This is a genomic window from Nocardia sp. NPDC019323 (assembly GCF_044389845.1).
In the GTDB taxonomy this organism is placed as follows: domain Bacteria; phylum Actinomycetota; class Actinomycetes; order Mycobacteriales; family Mycobacteriaceae; genus Nocardia; species Nocardia implantans.
The window spans coordinates 196,683-214,386 of record NZ_JBIRYN010000005.1 but is presented as its reverse complement, the minus strand read 5'-3'; the positions used below and the strand labels follow the sequence as shown (position 1 = coordinate 214,386).

General features: G+C 65.1%; 16 protein-coding genes and 1 pseudogene. 12 read left to right on the top strand and 5 right to left on the bottom strand.

Annotation, left to right across the window (positions count from 1 at the left end; translation table 11 throughout):
- The first annotated feature begins 117 nt into the window (after window positions 1-117).
- Together ACH49X_RS20325 and ACH49X_RS20320 are read left to right on the top strand one after the other, a co-directional pair.
- Window positions 118-645 carry a CAP family protein gene (locus ACH49X_RS20325; protein ID WP_357105286.1) on the top strand — a complete coding sequence of 176 codons (528 nt, stop codon included), beginning with the start codon at window positions 118-120 and terminating at the stop codon, window positions 643-645.
- A 171-nt stretch (window positions 646-816) separates the two neighbouring features.
- Window positions 817-1,043: pseudogene (locus ACH49X_RS20320) on the top strand (Mu transposase C-terminal domain-containing protein); the annotation flags it as partial.
- Between the two features lie 147 nt (window positions 1,044-1,190).
- Here ACH49X_RS20320 and ACH49X_RS20315 read toward each other — a convergent pair.
- Window positions 1,191-3,026, bottom strand: coding sequence for an acyl-CoA dehydrogenase (locus tag ACH49X_RS20315; protein ID WP_357205969.1), 1,836 nt, complete (start codon window positions 3,024-3,026; stop codon window positions 1,191-1,193).
- Between the two features lie 347 nt (window positions 3,027-3,373).
- Between ACH49X_RS20315 and ACH49X_RS20310 the strand changes: the two genes are divergently transcribed.
- Window positions 3,374-3,802: an SRPBCC family protein gene (locus tag ACH49X_RS20310; RefSeq protein ID WP_357105292.1), complete on the top strand. Its 429-nt coding sequence runs from the start codon at window positions 3,374-3,376 to the stop codon at window positions 3,800-3,802.
- Between the two features lie 513 nt (window positions 3,803-4,315).
- On the top strand, window positions 4,316-5,659 hold the full coding sequence (locus tag ACH49X_RS20305) for an amidohydrolase family protein (RefSeq protein WP_324722396.1): 1,344 nt from the start codon (window positions 4,316-4,318) through the stop codon (window positions 5,657-5,659).
- 296 nt (window positions 5,660-5,955) lie between these two features.
- On the opposite strand, the gene ACH49X_RS20300 is transcribed toward ACH49X_RS20305, so the two are convergent.
- On the bottom strand, window positions 5,956-6,777 hold the full coding sequence (locus ACH49X_RS20300; protein ID WP_357205966.1) for a TetR/AcrR family transcriptional regulator C-terminal domain-containing protein: 822 nt from the start codon (window positions 6,775-6,777) through the stop codon (window positions 5,956-5,958).
- 1 nt (window position 6,778) lies between these two features.
- On the opposite strand from ACH49X_RS20300, the gene ACH49X_RS20295 reads away from it, so the two are divergent.
- From ACH49X_RS20295 to ACH49X_RS20270, 6 genes are all read left to right on the top strand, one after another.
- Entirely contained in the window at window positions 6,779-7,633 is an 855-nt protein-coding gene (locus tag ACH49X_RS20295; protein ID WP_195081369.1) for an alpha/beta fold hydrolase, read from the top strand.
- Window positions 7,630-8,526: an alpha/beta fold hydrolase gene (locus ACH49X_RS20290; protein ID WP_195081370.1), complete on the top strand. Its 897-nt coding sequence runs from the start codon at window positions 7,630-7,632 to the stop codon at window positions 8,524-8,526. Before ACH49X_RS20295 ends, ACH49X_RS20290 begins: the two co-directional genes overlap by 4 nt.
- Window positions 8,433-10,112: an FAD-dependent oxidoreductase gene (locus tag ACH49X_RS20285; RefSeq protein ID WP_323124246.1), complete on the top strand. Its 1,680-nt coding sequence runs from the start codon at window positions 8,433-8,435 to the stop codon at window positions 10,110-10,112. Before ACH49X_RS20290 ends, ACH49X_RS20285 begins: the two co-directional genes overlap by 94 nt.
- Before the next feature lie 106 nt (window positions 10,113-10,218).
- Complete coding sequence (locus tag ACH49X_RS20280) at window positions 10,219-10,443, top strand: hypothetical protein (protein WP_357205963.1); 225 nt, start codon at window positions 10,219-10,221, stop codon at window positions 10,441-10,443.
- Between the two features lie 283 nt (window positions 10,444-10,726).
- Window positions 10,727-11,911: a cytochrome P450 gene (locus tag ACH49X_RS20275; protein ID WP_195081371.1), complete on the top strand. Its 1,185-nt coding sequence runs from the start codon at window positions 10,727-10,729 to the stop codon at window positions 11,909-11,911.
- 11 nt (window positions 11,912-11,922) lie between these two features.
- Window positions 11,923-12,120 (top strand): ferredoxin, encoded by a 198-nt coding sequence (locus tag ACH49X_RS20270; protein ID WP_195081372.1) that lies wholly within the window; start codon window positions 11,923-11,925, stop codon window positions 12,118-12,120.
- A gap of 70 nt (window positions 12,121-12,190) precedes the next feature.
- Here the strand turns inward: ACH49X_RS20270 and ACH49X_RS20265 are convergent, their stop codons facing one another.
- On the bottom strand, window positions 12,191-13,228 hold the full coding sequence (locus ACH49X_RS20265) for an MlaD family protein (protein ID WP_195081441.1): 1,038 nt from the start codon (window positions 13,226-13,228) through the stop codon (window positions 12,191-12,193).
- 611 nt (window positions 13,229-13,839) lie between these two features.
- Between ACH49X_RS20265 and ACH49X_RS20260 the strand changes: the two genes are divergently transcribed.
- Complete coding sequence (locus ACH49X_RS20260) at window positions 13,840-14,337, top strand: TetR/AcrR family transcriptional regulator (RefSeq protein WP_357205959.1); 498 nt, start codon at window positions 13,840-13,842, stop codon at window positions 14,335-14,337.
- A gap of 95 nt (window positions 14,338-14,432) precedes the next feature.
- Here the strand turns inward: ACH49X_RS20260 and ACH49X_RS20255 are convergent, their stop codons facing one another.
- Both ACH49X_RS20255 and ACH49X_RS20250 read right to left on the bottom strand, forming a co-directional pair.
- Complete coding sequence (locus ACH49X_RS20255; RefSeq protein ID WP_323124244.1) at window positions 14,433-15,593, bottom strand: DUF3500 domain-containing protein; 1,161 nt, start codon at window positions 15,591-15,593, stop codon at window positions 14,433-14,435.
- The gene (locus ACH49X_RS20250; RefSeq protein WP_357205956.1) at window positions 15,580-16,659 is read right to left on the bottom strand and encodes a zinc-binding dehydrogenase; all 1,080 of its coding nucleotides are present in this window, start codon (window positions 16,657-16,659) and stop codon (window positions 15,580-15,582) included. The genes ACH49X_RS20255 and ACH49X_RS20250 overlap by 14 nt, the downstream gene beginning before the upstream one ends.
- A gap of 59 nt (window positions 16,660-16,718) precedes the next feature.
- Between ACH49X_RS20250 and ACH49X_RS20245 the strand changes: the two genes are divergently transcribed.
- Window positions 16,719-17,690, top strand: coding sequence for an SDR family oxidoreductase (locus ACH49X_RS20245; protein WP_323124243.1), 972 nt, complete (start codon window positions 16,719-16,721; stop codon window positions 17,688-17,690).
- The last annotated feature ends 14 nt before the right edge of the window (window positions 17,691-17,704 follow it).

The following is a 17,704-nucleotide window of genomic DNA, read 5'->3' as shown; positions in this document are numbered from 1 at the left end:
CACGCTCGCAGCGCGACCCGGTAGGCTCACCTGATCCCGAAACTTCCACGGTCTGTGGGAGTTTCAGGGTCTGCGTGGTTCGCTTCTGTTGTGCCCACTCTGCCTCGGGAGGTCGTCATGCGTGTCGGTCGGTTGGTATCGGTTGTTGCCGCGGTGATGCTCGCCGCGTTCGTCGCCGGCGGCGGGCCGGCCGCCGGGCAGAGCGATTACGCGCAGACCGGGCTCACCCTGCACAACCAGTACCGGGCCAAGCACGGTTCCCCGGCCATGACCTTGACCCAGAACCTGAACAACCTGGCCGACCAATGCGCGAAGTACTACGCCCAAAAACGCACGATCGACCACAGCTGCCCCTACAAGAACGGAGCCGGGGAGAACCTCGTCGGAGGGCAGAGCACCTACGACGCCGTCTCCCTTGTCCAGATGGGCACGAAGATGTGGTACGACGAGATCAAAGAATACGACTTCAACAACCCCGGATTCAGCATGCGGACCGGGCATTTCACGCAGGTCGTGTGGAAGGCCAGCACCCGACTCGGTATCGGGTACGCCTCAGAGGGCGGCTGGACTGCCGTCGTCGCCCTCTACAACCCGCCCGGCAACGTGCAGGGGCAGTTCCCCCAGAACGTGGTGCGCCCGCGCTGAGCCGAGCCTGTCCACGGCGCTCCCTCGGCCATAGCGTGACTGCTCTGGTGGATGCTCCCCGACCCCTGCGCGCCGCTGTCTCGACGGTGGTCGAGGTCGCACTTGGTCTCGGTGAGGGTGGCTCCGTGGCGTTGCCGGCAGGTGGAGAGCAGTGGCGGGCGTCGGCCCCGAACAGACGAGACGGCGTTCCTGGTCGACTTCCTGCCGGTGATCCGCCGGAGCTTGTCGCGCAGCGGGTTCACCGTCGACCACGTGCAGTACTACGCGGATGTGCGTGCGTTGATCCCCGCCGCCAGCCGCTGGCCCGGTTCGTGCCGCGCCGCGATCCCCGTGCAATCTCCCGGATCTGGGCGCTGCACCCCGAGACCGGCGACTACCTGGAAATGCCGTATCGCACGGGTCGCGACCGGCGATCAGCGGGCGCACGGTAGGGGGAACGGCCGCGGCAGACAGGAGATCGGAGTAGGCCGAACGGATCGGCCCGTATCAGATCGCGATTGCGAACCTTGGTGGTTCGACCGAAGGGGGATCGTCTTCGTCCGGTCTCAGAAGGCGCCGTCGGACAGGTCCATCAGCGTTGCCGTCACAGATGCCACGAATCGCCTCGCGGAAGTCAGATCCGGCAGGACAGTTCTGGCGAAGAAGTCGGCAACCGCCACTTTGCCCTCGTAGAAGTCGCGATCCTTGGAGGATGGTGCGCCAGAGAGAGCGGCGAGCGCGACTTCGGCTTGCTCCAGCAGTCGCCATCCGATCATGAGGTCGCCGAATGCCATCAAGAAGCGCACCGACGCCAGTCCGATCTTGTACAGCTCGCTCGGCTGTTCCTGGGCGGCCATCAGGTAGCCGAACAGGGTTTGGTTCATAGCCTGTACGTCACCGAGTGCTGTTGCCAGGACAATGCGCAGATCGCTCAGGCGTGCGTCACCGTTGTCCCGTTCGAGGAAGTCGGAGATCCCGCCCAGCAGATGGGTCATGGCGACGCCCTGGTCGCGGGCGATCTTGCGGAAGAAGAAATCCAGGGACTGTATAGCGGTGGTGCCCTCGTACAACGAGTCGATCTTGGAGTCGCGGATGTACTGTTCGATCGGGTAGTCCTGCAGGAAACCGGAACCGCCGAAAGTCTGCAGCGAGTCGGTCAGAAGCTGGTACGCACGTTCGGAGCCGACGCCTTTGACGACTGGCAGCAGCAGATCGTTGACCCGGCGAGCAAGGTCGGCGCCGACGCCGGACACCTGCGCGGCGCTGGCGGGGTCTTGGTGTGCGGCGGCATACATGTAAACAGCGCGTAGCCCCTCGGCGTACGCCTTCTGCATCATCAAGCTGCGACGTACGTCGGGATGGCGGAGGATCGCCACGCGCGGGGCGGTCTTGTCGGTCATCTGGGTCAAGTCAGGGCCTTGCACTCGGCTTTTCGCGTACTCGAGCGCGTTGAGATAGCCGGTGGACAATGTAGCGATCGCCTTCGTTCCCACCGACATTCGCGCGTTCTCGATCACTTTGAACATCTGGGCGATCCCGTCGTGTACGTCACCGACCAGCCAGCCCTTCGCCGGAACGCCGTGGCCGCCGAAGGTGAGTTCGCATGTGGCGGACGCCTTCAAACCCATCTTGTGCTCGATATCGGTGACGAACACTCCGTTGCGGGCGCCCAGCTCGCCTGTGTGCGAGTCGAAATGAAATTTCGGCACGAAGAACAAGCTCAAACCCTTCGTGCCCGGCCCCGCTCCCTCCGGCCGAGCGAGAACGAGGTGGAAGATGTTCTCCGCCAGATCGTCCGATTCGGCTCCGGTGATGAACCGCTTCACGCCTTCGATGTGCCAGCTGCCGTCGTCTTGCTTCACCGCCTTCGTGCGGCCGGCCCCGACGTCGGAGCCTGCGTCCGGCTCGGTGAGCACCATAGTCCCGCCCCACAGTCGATCGATCGCGATCTTCGCCCAACGTCGCTGCTCGTCATTACCGACCCGGAACAGCACGTCGGCCATCACGGGCCCCAGCATGTAGAAGAAGACAGCGGGATTGGCGCCGAGCAGCAGCTCGTTGATCGCCCAAGTCACCATCCACGGCGCCGGAGTTCCCCCGAGTTCTTCGGGCAGTCCAAGGAGGAACCACTCCGCGTCCTGCCAGGTCCGCACCGACTTCTTGAAGGCGTCCGGTAGCGCGACCGAATGCGTGTCCGGATCGAAGATCGGCGGATTGCGGTCGGCATCGGCGAAAGAAGCGGCGACCGGACCCTCGGCTTGTCGCGTGGCCTCGACGAGCATGGAGCGGACCGTGTCCGAATCCAATCCCGCGAAGCTGCCGGATCGAAGGATTGCATCGAGACCCAGGACCTCGAACATGTTGAACTCGAGGTCGCGGACGTTGCTCTTGTAGTGACCCATAGGGGACCTTTCGTGGCGCATGGGCGACTCCGGACGGCCGAAGAAGCATTCATGAGTATTCAAAAAACTGACTATGAAACTAGTGACCTATATGGCCGTCTGCAAGCAGCAGGGCGGAGCCTCGTCGACATGCCGGCTCGGCGCGGCCGACCCTCGGTCCTACTGCCGGCAGGCCGAGACCGTGGGGTGATCGGAGCTGTGGGACGTGGATGGTGCGGTCATCGCGCATCCACCCTGTCGCTCCCTCGCATCGCGCCGACGACGGTGTGTCCGCTACCCTCTCAACCGTACAGTTATAACGGCAACGATGTTGCCGATAATCTCGGCCCGAGGAGAGGGTGATCGGCATGCGTACTGTCGAAGTGAACGCCAGATACGGGGCGCGACCGGAGGAGGTCTGGGCGATCCTCTGCAATTTGCCCCGCTGGAGTGAATGGCTGGCGATTCACAAGGCGTGGAAGAGTGACGTCCCGAATCGGGTCACCAGAGGTGATGCGGTGACGGCGGCTGCGACGGTCATGAATATGCCGATCTCCATCGATTGGACGGTCGAGGATGTCGTGGAGCCGCACTCCCTCGTGCTGGTCGGAACCACCAGGGCCGGCGTCAAGCTGGCCTTGGCCGTCGATCTTCGGGCCGAGTCGGGGGGCACGACTGTCGCCATGACGGCGAATATCGAGGGGGGAATGATCGACGGACCGATGGGGGGCATGTTCAAGCGATCGCTGGTCGGCGCGCTCGACAAGTCCCTGAGGAAGGCCGAGGCGCTTCTGTAGCAGTGCAAGGTGCCCTCGATGTGGCCGCCGGGCGAAGTTGCCACCCGGTTCGGGCGAGGACTGCGTGGGCGGGCGACCTCGACGATCGTGAGCGGCGGTTGTGGTCGACTTCCTCGTTCGCGCCGAACTGTTCTCATCGCCGGTACTTGTATCGGTAACGCTGTTGCCGATATAGTTGGCCTGCGCTCGCGAGGACGACCGGAGGCCGAGGTGTCGTGTCGGCGAGTCGCCGCATCAGCTGTCCGGTCGGGGTAGCCCGCCGGCGCTGGTCGGCGTGGATGACCTCCGTTGCCGCCGCGAACTGCCTCGCCCTTTCTTCGGCCGACGCACGACTCGGCTGAGGGGCCGTGGAGCCTCACGCGAGTGCTCTGCCGTAACGCGAACTGAAGGAGAACTTTTGGACGGCCGCACGCTATCGCTACACCGCTTGCCGTACGGCACGCCTGGTCGTCGGCGTTGGGCTTCGGGCGCTACCAATAGCGGCTGGGATCTGGCGAGGGGGGTGGACAAGCGATGACAACCGGGAATCGACTGCTGTTGCGTGGCGGGATCGTTCTCACCATGGATGCCGATCTCGGCGATTACGAACGCGCCGATGTGCTCATCGAAGACGGCAGGATTGCAAGTGTCGGAATGGATCTGGTCGCCGACGGCGTCACAGTGGTCGAGTGCGAAGGGAAGATTGTCCTTCCCGGGTTCGTGAACTCACACCATCACATGTTCCAGACCGCCTTGAGGTCGTACTGGTCGGATGCGCTCGACTCCGACTATTTCCTGCAGTCACGCTTCGGCGCCGACGGGCTGTTCCATCAGTACACGCCCGAGGACGTGTACTGGGGTGAGTTCGGCGGGGCTTTGGAGAATCTGGCAGCGGGCACCACGACCGTCGTCGATACCTCGCAATGCTCCTACACTCCCGAACACACCGACGCGGCGCTGGACGGCATCCGCCGCTCCGGCATCCGTTGCGTTTTCAGTTTCTCGCCGTGTTTCGGTGACCATGAACCCTCGCCGTCGTACGCCCATCCGGAAGACATTCATCGCCTGCAACAGACCGTCGCTACAGGGGATGGAGACCTTGTTCGCATGGCGTTGGGCTATCACGTCGATGAAGACCTGTTCCAACTCGCCAAGGAACTACAGCTGCCCGTCTTCGCGCATGTCAACGATGTCAACTGGGGGCGTGCACTCGAGGAGTTCGAGACGCAAGGGCTCCTCGGGCCATGGATCACCTACATCCATTGCCTCGGCCTGGAGGATTCGGCGTGGCGGGTGATCGAGCGTACCGGTGGCAAGGTATCGGTCTCGGCCGTCGCCGAACAGTCCCTCGCGATGGGACGGCCTGCGCTGCAAGCCGCACTCGACCACGGAATTGCGGTGAGTTTCGGCACGGACGCCGTCAGCATTGCGCCCGTGGACTTCTTCTCGCAGATGCGCGCGGCGTACGTGCTGCAGCGAAGCGGAATCCCGCCAATGGTGGATGAAGCGTCGGAAGCGATGTCGCCGGTATCGACCCGCGACATCCTTCGGATGGCGACGCTCGGCGGAGCCCAGGCGGCTCATCTCGACCATCTCGTCGGCTCGCTCACCCCGGGCAAACGAGCCGACGTCATCGTCTTGAACGCACGTACGCTCAACGCGGGCCCGATCAACCACGCACCCGGCGCCATCGTCCAGTTGATGGACACAAGCAACGTCGACACGGTCATCGTCGACGGGTGGATGGTCAAACGGGGCGGCCGACTGGTCGGCGTAGATGTGGAGGACGTGCTCGAGCACCTACATCGTTCGGCGGCCGGTATCGTGCGCCGCTCCGGCACGGCAGACGTCCTCCTAACCGGTTGCCGCCAGCGTTAGGCTGCACTCGCACGACCAGCGGCGAACGGCCGGGCGCCCGGCATGCTGCGTATACGCGCAGGGCTGATGCGCCCTGCGCGACAGCCTGTACCCGCGAATCGGCCTCGCTGATCCGACGCAGGGGCGCCGCCGTCGCGCGATCTCGAGGCGGAGAGCATGGACGCACCTCGTCGACTCTGGCATCGCAGCGGTTCTCGGCGTCTTCGGGGGTCGTTGCGGGCTTGCTGCCGAGCCTATCTGTCGGCGAGCACTGCTGACTCGGGCCTGACGTTCGAACGCGGAAACGAGCACTCGCGTCAGTGTGAGCCAGTCGAGTCCCTTCCTGTGGCGTGCAGGTCCACAAGGCCTGCGACGAGCAATCGCAGACCGAAGCGAAACTCGTCTTCCAAAGTCTGCGTGGGTAGGCAGTCGGCGACGGCGACCGTTGCGGGGAACTGCGCAGGATCGAGCCGGCGATACAGAGCGGTGAGGTCGGCCGGCTCGATATTGGCTTCGGTGTTGTGGCCCTGTAGCTGGGCGGCGAACCCGATGACATAGCGGGCCACGGTGGTGTACACCAAAGCCGCGCGTTCGGGGGAGAAGTCGTTGGCGAGCAACATCGCCAAGATCCGCTCACGCAACATCAGCGCGTTGGGGCCGGTCGGTACCTGCTCGATGAGCAGGGGTGCGACACCGCGATGCCGGTGCAGGGTCGAGAACATGGCTTCGGCGGCGGCCGCGCACGCGCGCTGCCAGTCGCCCTCGGGTGCGTTGTCCTCGATCTCCACCTCGCCGAGCACCCGGTCGACCACGTGGCCGATGAGCTCGGCGCGATTGGCGACGGCCCGGTACAGCACCGCCGTGCCGGTGTCGAGACGTTGGGCCAGGGTGCGCATCGACAAGGCGTCGGGCCCTTCCTCGTCGACGATGCGCGTCGCGGTGGCCACGATGCGGTCGAACGGCACCCGTGGGCGGCCGGGGGAGCGGCGTGCCGGAGTCTCGGCGGTATCTGAATCGGAGGCGGTCACAACCTCATTCTCTCGTACCGGCGGACCGGCGCATCCGACCACCATAATATCGGCCACGTCGTTGCCGCTAGGGGTTGACCCAGGAAAGATTATAGGCAACACTGTTGCCATTATGAGTAGACGAGTAGCCGTCGATGACTACATCGACCCTGATTCGCGCTTCGCGCTCGTCGAGGGCCACAAGCTCCACTACAAGCGGGCTGGTGCGGGGCCCTCCGTGCTGCTGCTCCATGGCAGCGGCTCATCACTGCACTGCTTCGACGAGGTGGCCTCGGCGTTGTCCTCGTCCTTCGACGTGATCCGACTGGACCTGCCCGGGTTCGGCCTTACAGGGCCGCGCACAGACCGCGACTACAAGGTGCAAACGTTCGCCAGAACTGTCGCCACATTCTTGGACTCGCTGGGGGTACCGAAGGCTTCGCTGGTGGGCAATTCGCTGGGTGGCAACATCGCCTGGAACTTTGCTCTGGATTACCCGGGACGGGTGGATCGTCTGGTTTTGATCAATGCCACGGGCTATCCGGGTAAATCGCTTCCGCTGGCGCTGCGTCTGGCGAGGAACCCTATCGGTCGGGTGCTGCTGCGGCGCTTGTCGTCTCGCGCGGCCACCGCACGCAATCTGCGCTCGGCGGTGGGGTCGCGGTCGTCGGTGGTGGACGACGCGATGGTCGACCGGGTGCACGCCATGCTGACCCGGCCGGGTAACCAGCAGGCATTCATCGACTTCGCCAATACCGACCAGATCGACCGCACCGCCGAGATCCCGGCCATCACCGCGCCCACGTTGGTACTGCGCAGCGCGTCGATCGACGGTCAGCATTTCACCCGTGACATCCCGGGCTCCCGCGAACGGGTGCACCCTGGCGGCGGGCACCTGCTTCCCGACGAAGACCCGGGATGGGTGGCAGGCGCGGTCCTCGACTTCTTGACCACGGAGCCGACCTCGCGGACGGAAGGCCTGCGATGAAGTACTTCGTGGCCCGCGGCGAAACCCGCCGCTTGAACCAGAACAGCCGCGCCGGACTGCGCGGTGACTTCCTCCGATGCCGCGACGGAGTCACCCACTACGAGCTGACCGGACCCATCGGAGCTGAGACTGTCGTCTTCGTGGGTGGGCTGACCATCCCCCTGTTCTACTGGGACGACCTTGCCGCCGAACTCTTGCGGCGCGGATTTCGCACCCTCACCTACAGCGCCTACGGACGCGGTTACTCCGAGCGTGTGCGAGCTGCCTACGACGAATCACTGTTCGTGCGGCAACTGACCGATCTGACCGAACGACTGGGACTTCACGAGCCCTACCACCTCGTCGGAACCTCGATGGGGGCGCTGGTCGCCATGGCCTTCGCCGCACAGCAGACCGACCGACTGGCGACATTGACCTTGGCGGGCCCGGCTGGCTTACAGCCCGAACCTGCCGCCGCACGGCTGCTGCGCCACGAGTGGTTGGGGACCGTCCTGGCCCGAATTCTGGGCAGCAGAATGCTCGACCGGCACCTCTCGCACAATGTTCGCGACCCGCAACGATCCGCGGCGCTGACGGCGATGGTGCGGGAGTGCTACCAGTTCGAAGGCTCGATCTATGCGTTGGCGGCCACGCTTGCCGATTTCCCGCTGTCCGCCCGCCACGACCTCTACCGGAGTACCGGACACCTACCGGTGCCGCGCATGTTGCTGTGGGGCGACGAAGACCAGGTCACACCCATCACCAGTTACGAGGACGTGTGCGCGTTGCTGGCTCCCACCGAGTCGCACATTCTCTCGCCGTGCGGGCACATGGTCCCCTACGAGGAGCCCGTCGAAATGAGCAAAAGGTTCACCGCTTTCGTCCACGGAGTCAAGGATGGGGTACGGCGATGACGACACCGCCTGATACGGAACTCGTCGACGTTCTTGTCGTCGGCGCCGGGCCCGCCGGCACCGCTTTGGCGATCGATCTGACTCGTCGCGGGCTGGCGATACGGATCATCGACAAGGCCGCGCACGCTTTCGACGGTTCGCGGGCCAAAGGCATCCAGCCGCGCAGCCTGGAAGTCCTCGAGGACCTGGGCGTCCTCGACGACATCCTCGCCGGAGGAGCCACCTATCCACCGTTGGGCATCCATGCCGGCCCCGTGACCATCCCTTGGCACATGCAGTCGCGTAACGAGGTGACATCCGATGTGCCACATCCGAACACGTGGTTGATCCCCCAGTTCCGCACCGACGCCGCGCTGCGCGCCGGGCTGCGGCGACTCGGCGGAACTGTCGAAACAGACTGCGAGCTGCTCGGATTCGAGCAGCGTCCGGATGCGGTGGTGGCGACCGTGGCCGGACCCGGCGGCGTGCACGAGATCGCCGCCCGCTATCTCGTCGGCGCCGACGGCGGCGCCAGCGCGGTCCGCAAGAGCTCGGGTATCGCGTTCGAGGGCTCGACCGACGAGTCCGATCGGATGATCATCGTCGACGCCGTGGTGGAAGGCCTTTCCCGGGACCGCTGGCACGTGTGGCCCAGGCCTGGTGGTCGATTCGTCGGTGCGTGCCCGCTGCCGCATTCCGAGCAGTTCCAGTGGATGATACGGCTGGCGCCCGACGAGCAGCCATCCCTCGACGACGACGACCTGAACACGCGAATCCGCGCCCACACCGGGAGCACGCGTATCCGCCTGTCGCAGATCAGTTGGAAGACGGTGTTCCGCCCCAATATCCGTCTGGCCCAGCAGTATCGGTCGGGACGGATACTCCTCGTCGGTGATGCCGCTCATGTACACACCCCGGCGGGTGCGCAGGGACTCAATACCGGCCTGCAGGACGCCTACAACCTCGGCTGGAAACTCGCTCAAGTGCTCGCGGGGGCGCCCGACAGCCTCCTCGACAGCTACGAGGCCGAACGGCAGCCTATCGCGGCCGGTGTACTGGGCTTGTCGACCAAAAAATACGAGGGGCTGTCCAAACTCGACCCGTCGTCCATCAAACGCGGCAACGACGAACGCCAACTCGGCCTGCATTACCGTGGTGGACCGTTGACAACGGCCGAGGCCGAACGGACCGCGACCCTACAGGTCGGTGACCGTGCCCCGGACGCGAGATTGCTGAATGCGACGGGGGGAGCGCAGCGGCTGTTCGACCTTTTCTCCGGTCCGCACTTCACCGCGCTGGCCTACGGTCCCGCGGCGGCCGCGGACCTGGCAGCACTACCCTGGCCCGCGGCCGGTGCGGAACTGAGACGAGTCGCCATCGACAGCGGGAAGCAGGCGGCGGTCGATGTGGCCCTTGTCGACATCACCGATTCCTTCGCTCGGATCTACGGCGTGAGCGACTCCACGCTGCTGTTGATCCGCCCCGACGGCTACATCGGCGCTATCGCCACCACCGACCGGACGTCACGGACGCTGAAGGCCCTCAGCGCGATGACCCCGGAGTTGGCGGCTACCTCTGCGCTGCATACCCCGGAGACGCAGGCATGACTCGCAACGTCCTTCGCTGGAATCGCCCTCTTGCCAGCCGGGAGTGCGAGGACGGCGATACGGCGATCATTTCGGCCAGGGCTGATGTTCGAACGTTGGAGCCTCGATGCTGTGGCATCTAGCGGTGGACTTCGGACTGGGTGCACCCCTGCATTTCGTCGCCTCGCGCGAGGCGGCCATCGCATTCGCCCGCGAGTCCACCGAAGGTGGTTGGGCGCGCGCGGCCGCGGTCGACCAGCAGGTGGACGAAAGCTACCCAGCGATGCCGTGCCAGAGACTGTACCCGGTACCGAGCGCAGCGGATCGCACGCGCAGCACCCATCGTCTCTGATACCTGCGCGAGATGGCATACGGGATCGTGGGCTGTGCGCGCCCAAGTCCCGCGCGAAATTCAGTGGCCGGGAGGCGGCCGCTGGAGTCGGCCTGAGCTGACCGCTGCTCGTTGGCAGACCTGGCGGCCGCGGCTGCATCGGTCTGGTTGTCGACGTGCATCGGCATCCAGGTGACTCGACGCATTCCCGGCGCCGAGCGCAGCGGCCGGCGGGCTACGACGTCGGGCGGAGCCGGCCTCGGTCGCCACCGTCCGCTGACTGTCCTGTTTTGGAGGAGTTTCGATGCGTAATCGCAGTGCGACCCCGGCTTATGAGCCCGATCTCTACTCCCGGGCGGCGATACACGACCCTTATCCGCACTATGCGCGGCTGCGCGAGCTGGGGCCGGTGGTGTGGCTCGCGAAGCAGCGTGCTTACGCGTTGCCTCGTTACGCGGAATGCAAAGCCGTGCTGCTGGATGACAAGACCTTCGTCTCCGGCGCGGGCGTCGCGTTGAATCCGGTGGCCAACCGCCTCGCCCGCGGCACCACCCTCAACAGCGACGGCGAGGACCACAGCCGTCGGCGCGCCCTGCTGGCGCACCGACTCACACCCAGGGCGCTGCGCGCGATGCGGGCAACGGTCGACCAGCAGGCAGTGGCGGCGGTCGAGGCCGCGGTCTCGCGCGGTGCGATCGACGGTGTCGAACTCGCGACGGCCCTCCCGATGTCGGTCGTACCGGATCTGATCGGCTGGCCACAACACGGTCGCGAGCACCTACTGCGATGGGCCGGTGCGACCTTCGACTCGTTGGGTCCGATCAACGGCCGATCGATCCGGACCGCCCCGGCGAGTGCGGAGATGATGCGCTTCACCCGGCGGATCGCCCGCGATCGAGACCTCCTCCCCGGTAGTGCGGGGGAGGAGGTCCTGCGGGCTGCCGATGAAGGCAAGGTCCAACACTCGGAATGCCCGGCGTTGCTGATCGATTACCTCGCACCGTCGCTGGACACCACGATCGGCGCCATCTCCAGCGCGTTGTATCTCTTCGCCACCCACCCCGACCAGTGGCAGATGCTGCGGGCGGACCCGGCCAAGATCCCGAACGCGGTGAACGAGGTGGTGCGGTACGAGTCACCACTGCGAGCCTTCTCGCGCAAGGCGATTCGCGATACGACGGTGTCCGGCACCACGATCCCGAGAGACGCGCGGGTGGTCGTCATCTATGCCTCCGCCAACCGAGACCCATGCGAGTGGAAAGACGCGGACACGTTCGACATCCGCCGCGACGCCGCCCGGCAACTCGGCTTCGGGCACGGCACCCACGGGTGCGCCGGACAGGGCCTGGCCCGGCTTGAAACCCAAGCCGTTCTGCGTGCGCTGGTCGACCGCGTCGCACGCATCGAGATCGCCGGCCCAGGCGAATGGGCGACCAACAACATCATCCATCGCTTCGAAAGCCTTCCCCTCCGATTGATTCCCGCCTGAAGGCACTCGCGATGAAGATCTCCGTCGACTACTCCCGCTGCGAAGGTCATGGCCTATGCGCCGCACAGGCCCCCGCTGTATTCACCCTCGATGACGACGCCCAACTGATCTACCGATTCGAGGGCGCCGATGTTCCCGACGAGTACGTCAAGGTTGCCAGAGCGGCCGTCGACTCCTGCCCGGTAGCCGCCCTCCGAGAACAGTCATGAAACCGCTCGGCTGGAATCTCGGCAATGCCGGATCGACTGTCATGGCTGATGGAAGGCGAGGATCGCGACGCTACTTCGTCAGTCCGAGCAGCGCGGCGGTCAGACCGTAGTCGGGGCCGAAGTCCTGCATGTTCCCGGTACGGCAGCCGTCGGCCTTCATCTGTATGCGCTCGCAGAACAAGCTGATGATTTCACCGTTGAGGGCGGTGGGAACGATGAAATGAACTCGCGCTCGACGGTTCTCGCGGTCGACGAGATTGTCGATGTTCTGCAGCACCATGGGTGCGAGGTCGGCGACTTCGGTAAGACCGGAGGCGTTGTCGCGAAGCTGGCGGGTTACGTTCGTAAGTCCGGTCAAGGTGCCCGCGAGTTGGTCTTGGTACTGCCCGAGCGCGCCGGAGGTATTGGCCAGGAAGGCGGTCAGCTGGTCGAGGGTCGCCTGCAAACCGGAGGATTGCTCGGCGAGCAGACCGGACATCTGGGTCATCCGGTCGCTGAAATCGCGGATCGTTTGGTCGTTCTCGGCGAGTATCGTGGTGAGCTCGTTGAGCCTGAGGACGATGTTCGAGACCGCGTCCTTGTTGTCGACACCGACCTTCAGTGCGGCCGATAGCGCTTCGAGGGTGTCCCGGATCTTTGCGCCGTTGCCATCGAGCATGGGGTAGAGGACCCGACCCGACATCGGGCCGAGCCCCTCGGCTCCTTCCTGCGGCTTCAGTGCCGCCGCGAACTGATCGATGGTCTTGATCATGGTGTCCAACTCGACGGGGGTCTTGGTCCGCGACTTCGGCAGGTGAGCACCGTCGGAGAGAGTTTCGCCCTGGGTGTAGACCGGAGTGAGCTCGATGTGGCGATCGGTGACAATGGACGGCGAGATAATCGCCGCCACTGCCTCTTCCGGAATCTTCACCTGAGGTTCGATCGACAAGCGCGCCTCGATGAACGTGCCTTTCGGGGTGACCTTCTCGACCTTGCCGACCTCTAGTCCGAGGACGGTGACCGGGTTTCCTTCGTAGATGCCGGCGATGTTGTCGAAATCAGCGGTGATGTGCGTGGTGTCCCGCCACGCGTCGTCGGCCGCGTTCGGCAGTAGCGAGCAGCTGCCCATCGAAATCGCCGTTGCGCTGATCGCGAGAATTTTGACCGGTCCGAACTTGATCGCCGAATGGAACTTCAGCACACACGCCTCACTGTCTTGCCTGATACTGCACCCCCTTTGGGGATGAAGATCGCTCGGTTGTAGGGGAGCGATCTCGCGGAATCCCGCCGGGTGCCTTCTCCTGTGCTCGGACACGCGGGGCGGAAGCGTTCTCTCGCTCGACGGTCCAACTAATTCGGCTACACCGTATCCGAATTAGTCGGTGTTGCCAAGCCGCCGACGGCTCCGTCGACGCATGTCGAAGCAGCGGGTCGCGCCGTCCCCCTTGTGGCCGCGGCCTCGCCGGTGGAGCGGCGATCGAATCTCGTGCGCTCGCCGAGTCGGGCGGCAGCGTTGCGGGGTCGTCCATTGACGGCCGCGATTATAACGGCGACACTGTAACCATTATGAGTGGACGCGTTGCTGTCGGTGAGCAGATCGGCCCGGAGTCAGTCCGGGGCCGGCCCCTCGACGGGGGTACCAGCGCGCCGTCGCCGCAGCCGATCACCGGTCGTTTGGACGCGCGGGCACGCAGCGCTCTTCGCACACGTGCGGCACTGATCCGCTCCGGGCGGTGGGCATTGGCCAGCGATCTGGCCGGGAGGATCGGCATCGCCGGTCTGGCGCGGGAGGCCGGTGTCGCGACCGGATCCTTTTACAACCACTTCAATAGCAAAGACGAACTTTTCGATACAGTCATCGCCGAGGTGATCGAGGAGGTGGCGCGGATCCTCGACAGCGCTGCCGCGGGTATCGATGACCCTGCCGACATAGTCCTCGCGCACTTACATGCGCTCGGCGAGGTCGGCATCGGCCACCCTGATATCGCCGCGATCGTCCTTTCGATGAGATACCGGATCCTCGAAGATCCGGACGTCAGATCACGTCTGGCCGCGGGCATTCGGTCCGGCGTGTCGGCGGAGCGCTTCCACGTGCACGATCTGAGCGCCGCTCTCGATCTGCTCGGCGGAGTCGTCCTGGCGATGCTGCGAACGTCGCAGCGCGATGCGGCCGCCTTGACAGCGACATGGATGGATGTCCTCGCGCAGCAGGCGCTCAATTCGCTGGGCCACCGTTGAGGGCACAGCGAACTGGCGTCACGCTGAACGGATCAGGCGGAGCCCATCGACCGGTCTCCGCCGCCGTTCCTGCCCCGCATTCCCCGCTGCTCTTCTCAATGCGCGGAGCGCCGGCGATGTTCGGCCAGACTGTCCAGCCCGAAATCCGAGCGCAAATCTCGCCAGACCGAGTGGGCATGGTTGGCCTGGCGCTGGGTGTTGTCGTATTCGATGAGCAGCTCGGGGCCCTGGATTCGGTAGTAGTGCGGTTCCCCGGCCTCGAGGCTGCCTGCCCATCCGAAGTGAACCTCGTCGAGTACGTCGTCGGCTGCATAGTACGCGGCGTGGACTTCGGCGAGTGCGCTCGGCGCACGACCGGTGTACAGGCTGATCAGCTGCCGTAATACATGCCGATGCTCTGGGTCGAGGTCGCGCGCGGACAAACCTCGGGGGGGAATGGAGATCGCCATGGCCGCATGGTCGGCTGCGGTGTATCCGCTCCCGCTTTCGGCGCGCATGTCGATGTCGTCGACCAACTTTCGCAGCGCCGGATCGGTGAATCTGCCGCGCCAGAGATCCTGCATGTGCATCATCGCGTCGCCGTGAGCGATCGTCGGTCGGTTGCCGGAGACGATGTCGGATATGGCACTGGTGTGCAGTAATGCCGTGTGGTATCGGTCGGAGTCCAGTGACCGGGCCAGGCGCCGCGCCGTTTCTTCCGGCCCGCCCAGCGGCCGTAGCGTGCCGCCGAGCAGGGCGGTGCCGGCTGGATCGGCTCCGATGAAGCACGGTGTCGTCGAGACGATGCGTCCGCCGATGACGAGGTTGTTCAGCGAGATGTGGTGGCCGCCGAAGCGCCATGCCCAGACCCGGTCACCCGGTCGGCCGAACAATCTCAGCCAGTACAGGCCGGGATCCCGGCCCCGTTGCCGTCCCCAGCGGACTTGCCATCCTTCGACCCGATCGAGGACGTTCTCCAGGCCCATCACGGTGGCGACGGTCGCGTACCCGGCCTCGGACAGTCCCGAGGCGACCAGTCGCATCGCCAAGCCCTGCTGACGTGCGGTCTGGTCGCGCAGCGCGAGTCCACCGTGGTCGGTCGGGGTGTAGAACCAACGAAGCCGCTCGGCCTCCGCGTCCGGAGCCAGAGGCGAGTCGAACTGCGCTCGAGTCAATTGATCCGGGGCGAGCGATTCCAGCCATGCTGCCGCGCAGGCAGCCATGTTGGTGGCGACCAACTCGCGGACCGGAGCAAACGTGGCCTCATCCGGCGACATCGAGCATGACCTTGATCGCGTTGTCTCGCCGTTCCGCGTAGGTGTCGAAAGCTTCGGCGATGTCTTCCAGGGGGAAATGATGGGTCACCAGGGCGCTGGTGTGCAGTCGTCCCCGCGATGCCAGCGACAGGGCCCTGGCTACCGAGCGTGCACCTTCGCCGCGGACGGTATGGATCGAGATTCCGTTCATGACAGCGTGATTGAGGTCGGCGGTCACCGGCTGTTCGAAGAATCCCGCCAACACGATTCTGCCGCCGCGCTTGACCATGTGGATCGCGTCGTCGACGGCGCCCGCAGCCCCGGAGCACTCCACAACGATGTCGGGGCCGAGTCCGCCGGTGATCTCCCGAACCGCGGCGACGGCGTCCTCCTCGCGGGAGTTGATCAGATAGTCGGCATCGAATCGCTTCCCGATCTCCAGTCGGCTGTTGCGGGTGCCCACGAGCATCACCGGGTCGGCTCCCAGTTCGCGGGCGACCTGGACGGCCATCAATCCGATGGGGCCGGGACCGATCACCGCGACGCCGGCGCCGACCAGCAGCGAGTCGAGTGCGTCGAAAGCATGCATCACGGTGCCGACGGTGGTCAGCACGACGGCCGAGTCGAAGTCGATGTCATCGGGAAGCCGGTACAGCGTGGAGACGTGGTTGACGACATATTCGGCGAAGCCGCCGTTGACCGTCATCCCCTGTACCCGATGGCCTTTGGCGTGGTTACCGTAGTTCAAGCAGTCCGTGTAGGAGCCGGACAGGCAGTTCACGCATCGCATGCAGCCCCGATGCGCCTCGGTGACGACGCGATCGCCGACGGCGAACTCGTCTACGGCGCTGCCGACCGCGGCCACGACGCCCGCGTACTCGTGCCCGGGGATGAAGGTGTCCGGCGCCGGGCCGGCTCCGTGGAAGAAGCGACGGCTGCGGACCTTGAGGTCGGTGCCGCACAGTGATGCCCGATGCACCCGCACAAGAACGTCGTCCGGGCCGGGGCGGGGCACCGGCATGGTTTTGGTCTTGATAATTCCCGGCTCGCCGATCACTGCCGCGAGCATTGTTTCCGGAAAGGACATCACATTGCTTTCGTTGTCGTTTTATGGTCCATCGGGAGGCTATGTGAGCGATTTATTTCGTGTCCAACGGCGCGGCGGCGGTCATCGTTGGACAACCGTTGCCGATCGTGCCGGATGCTGCACGTATAAGTTTTCCCTATAGGGTGTGGCGGATATTCGTATTGGGCACATTCGGTGGCCTGGTGTTACGGTGCGGAATATCTGGAAATGCCGGAATCATCGGCGTTCGTTCGAGGAGTGGACTTTTGGATCTCGAGATTGCCGGTCGAACCGCACTGGTTCTGGGCGCGGGAGGTGGCCTGGGTGGCGCCATCGCGGAGAAATTGGCGGCCGAGGGCGCCGAGGTGGCTGTGGCCGATATCCATCGCGAAGCCGCCGAATCCCGCTGCGAAAAGATTGTCGCGGCCGGCGGCCGGGCCATAGCGGTGGCATGGGACATCGCCGACCTCGATGCCATCGAAGGCAACGTCACACTGATCGAGCGAACCCTCGGCCCGGTGGACATCCTGGTCAACAACACCGGCGGGCCGCCGCCCGCGCCGATCCTGGGCCGGCCATCCGCGATATGGCTCGAACATTTCCGTTCCATGGTGCTTTCGGTGATCGCCATCAGCGACGAACTCGTCCCGGGTATGCGGACGCGCGGATGGGGCCGCGTCATCACGAGCACCAGTTCGGGGGTCATCGCGCCGATTCCCGGTCTCGGCCTGTCGAACAGTCTCCGTGCCGCATTGCTCGGCTGGTCCAAGACGCTGGCGCGGGAAGTCGCCGCGGATGGTGTCACCTGCAACATCGTCGTGCCGGGCCGGATCGGCACCCGTCGCGTCGAGCGTCTCGACCAGATCAAATCCGAAGCGGAGGGCCGAACCGTCGAACAGGTCGTGGCCGACAGCGTCGCCACCATCCCAGTCGGCCGCTACGGCGACCCGGACGAATACGCGGCGACGGTGGCGTTCCTGGCGAGCGTTCCGGCGTCGTACATCACCGGCACGGTGGTGCGCGTCGACGGCGGTCTCATTCCCAGCCTCTGATACTCACTGCGACA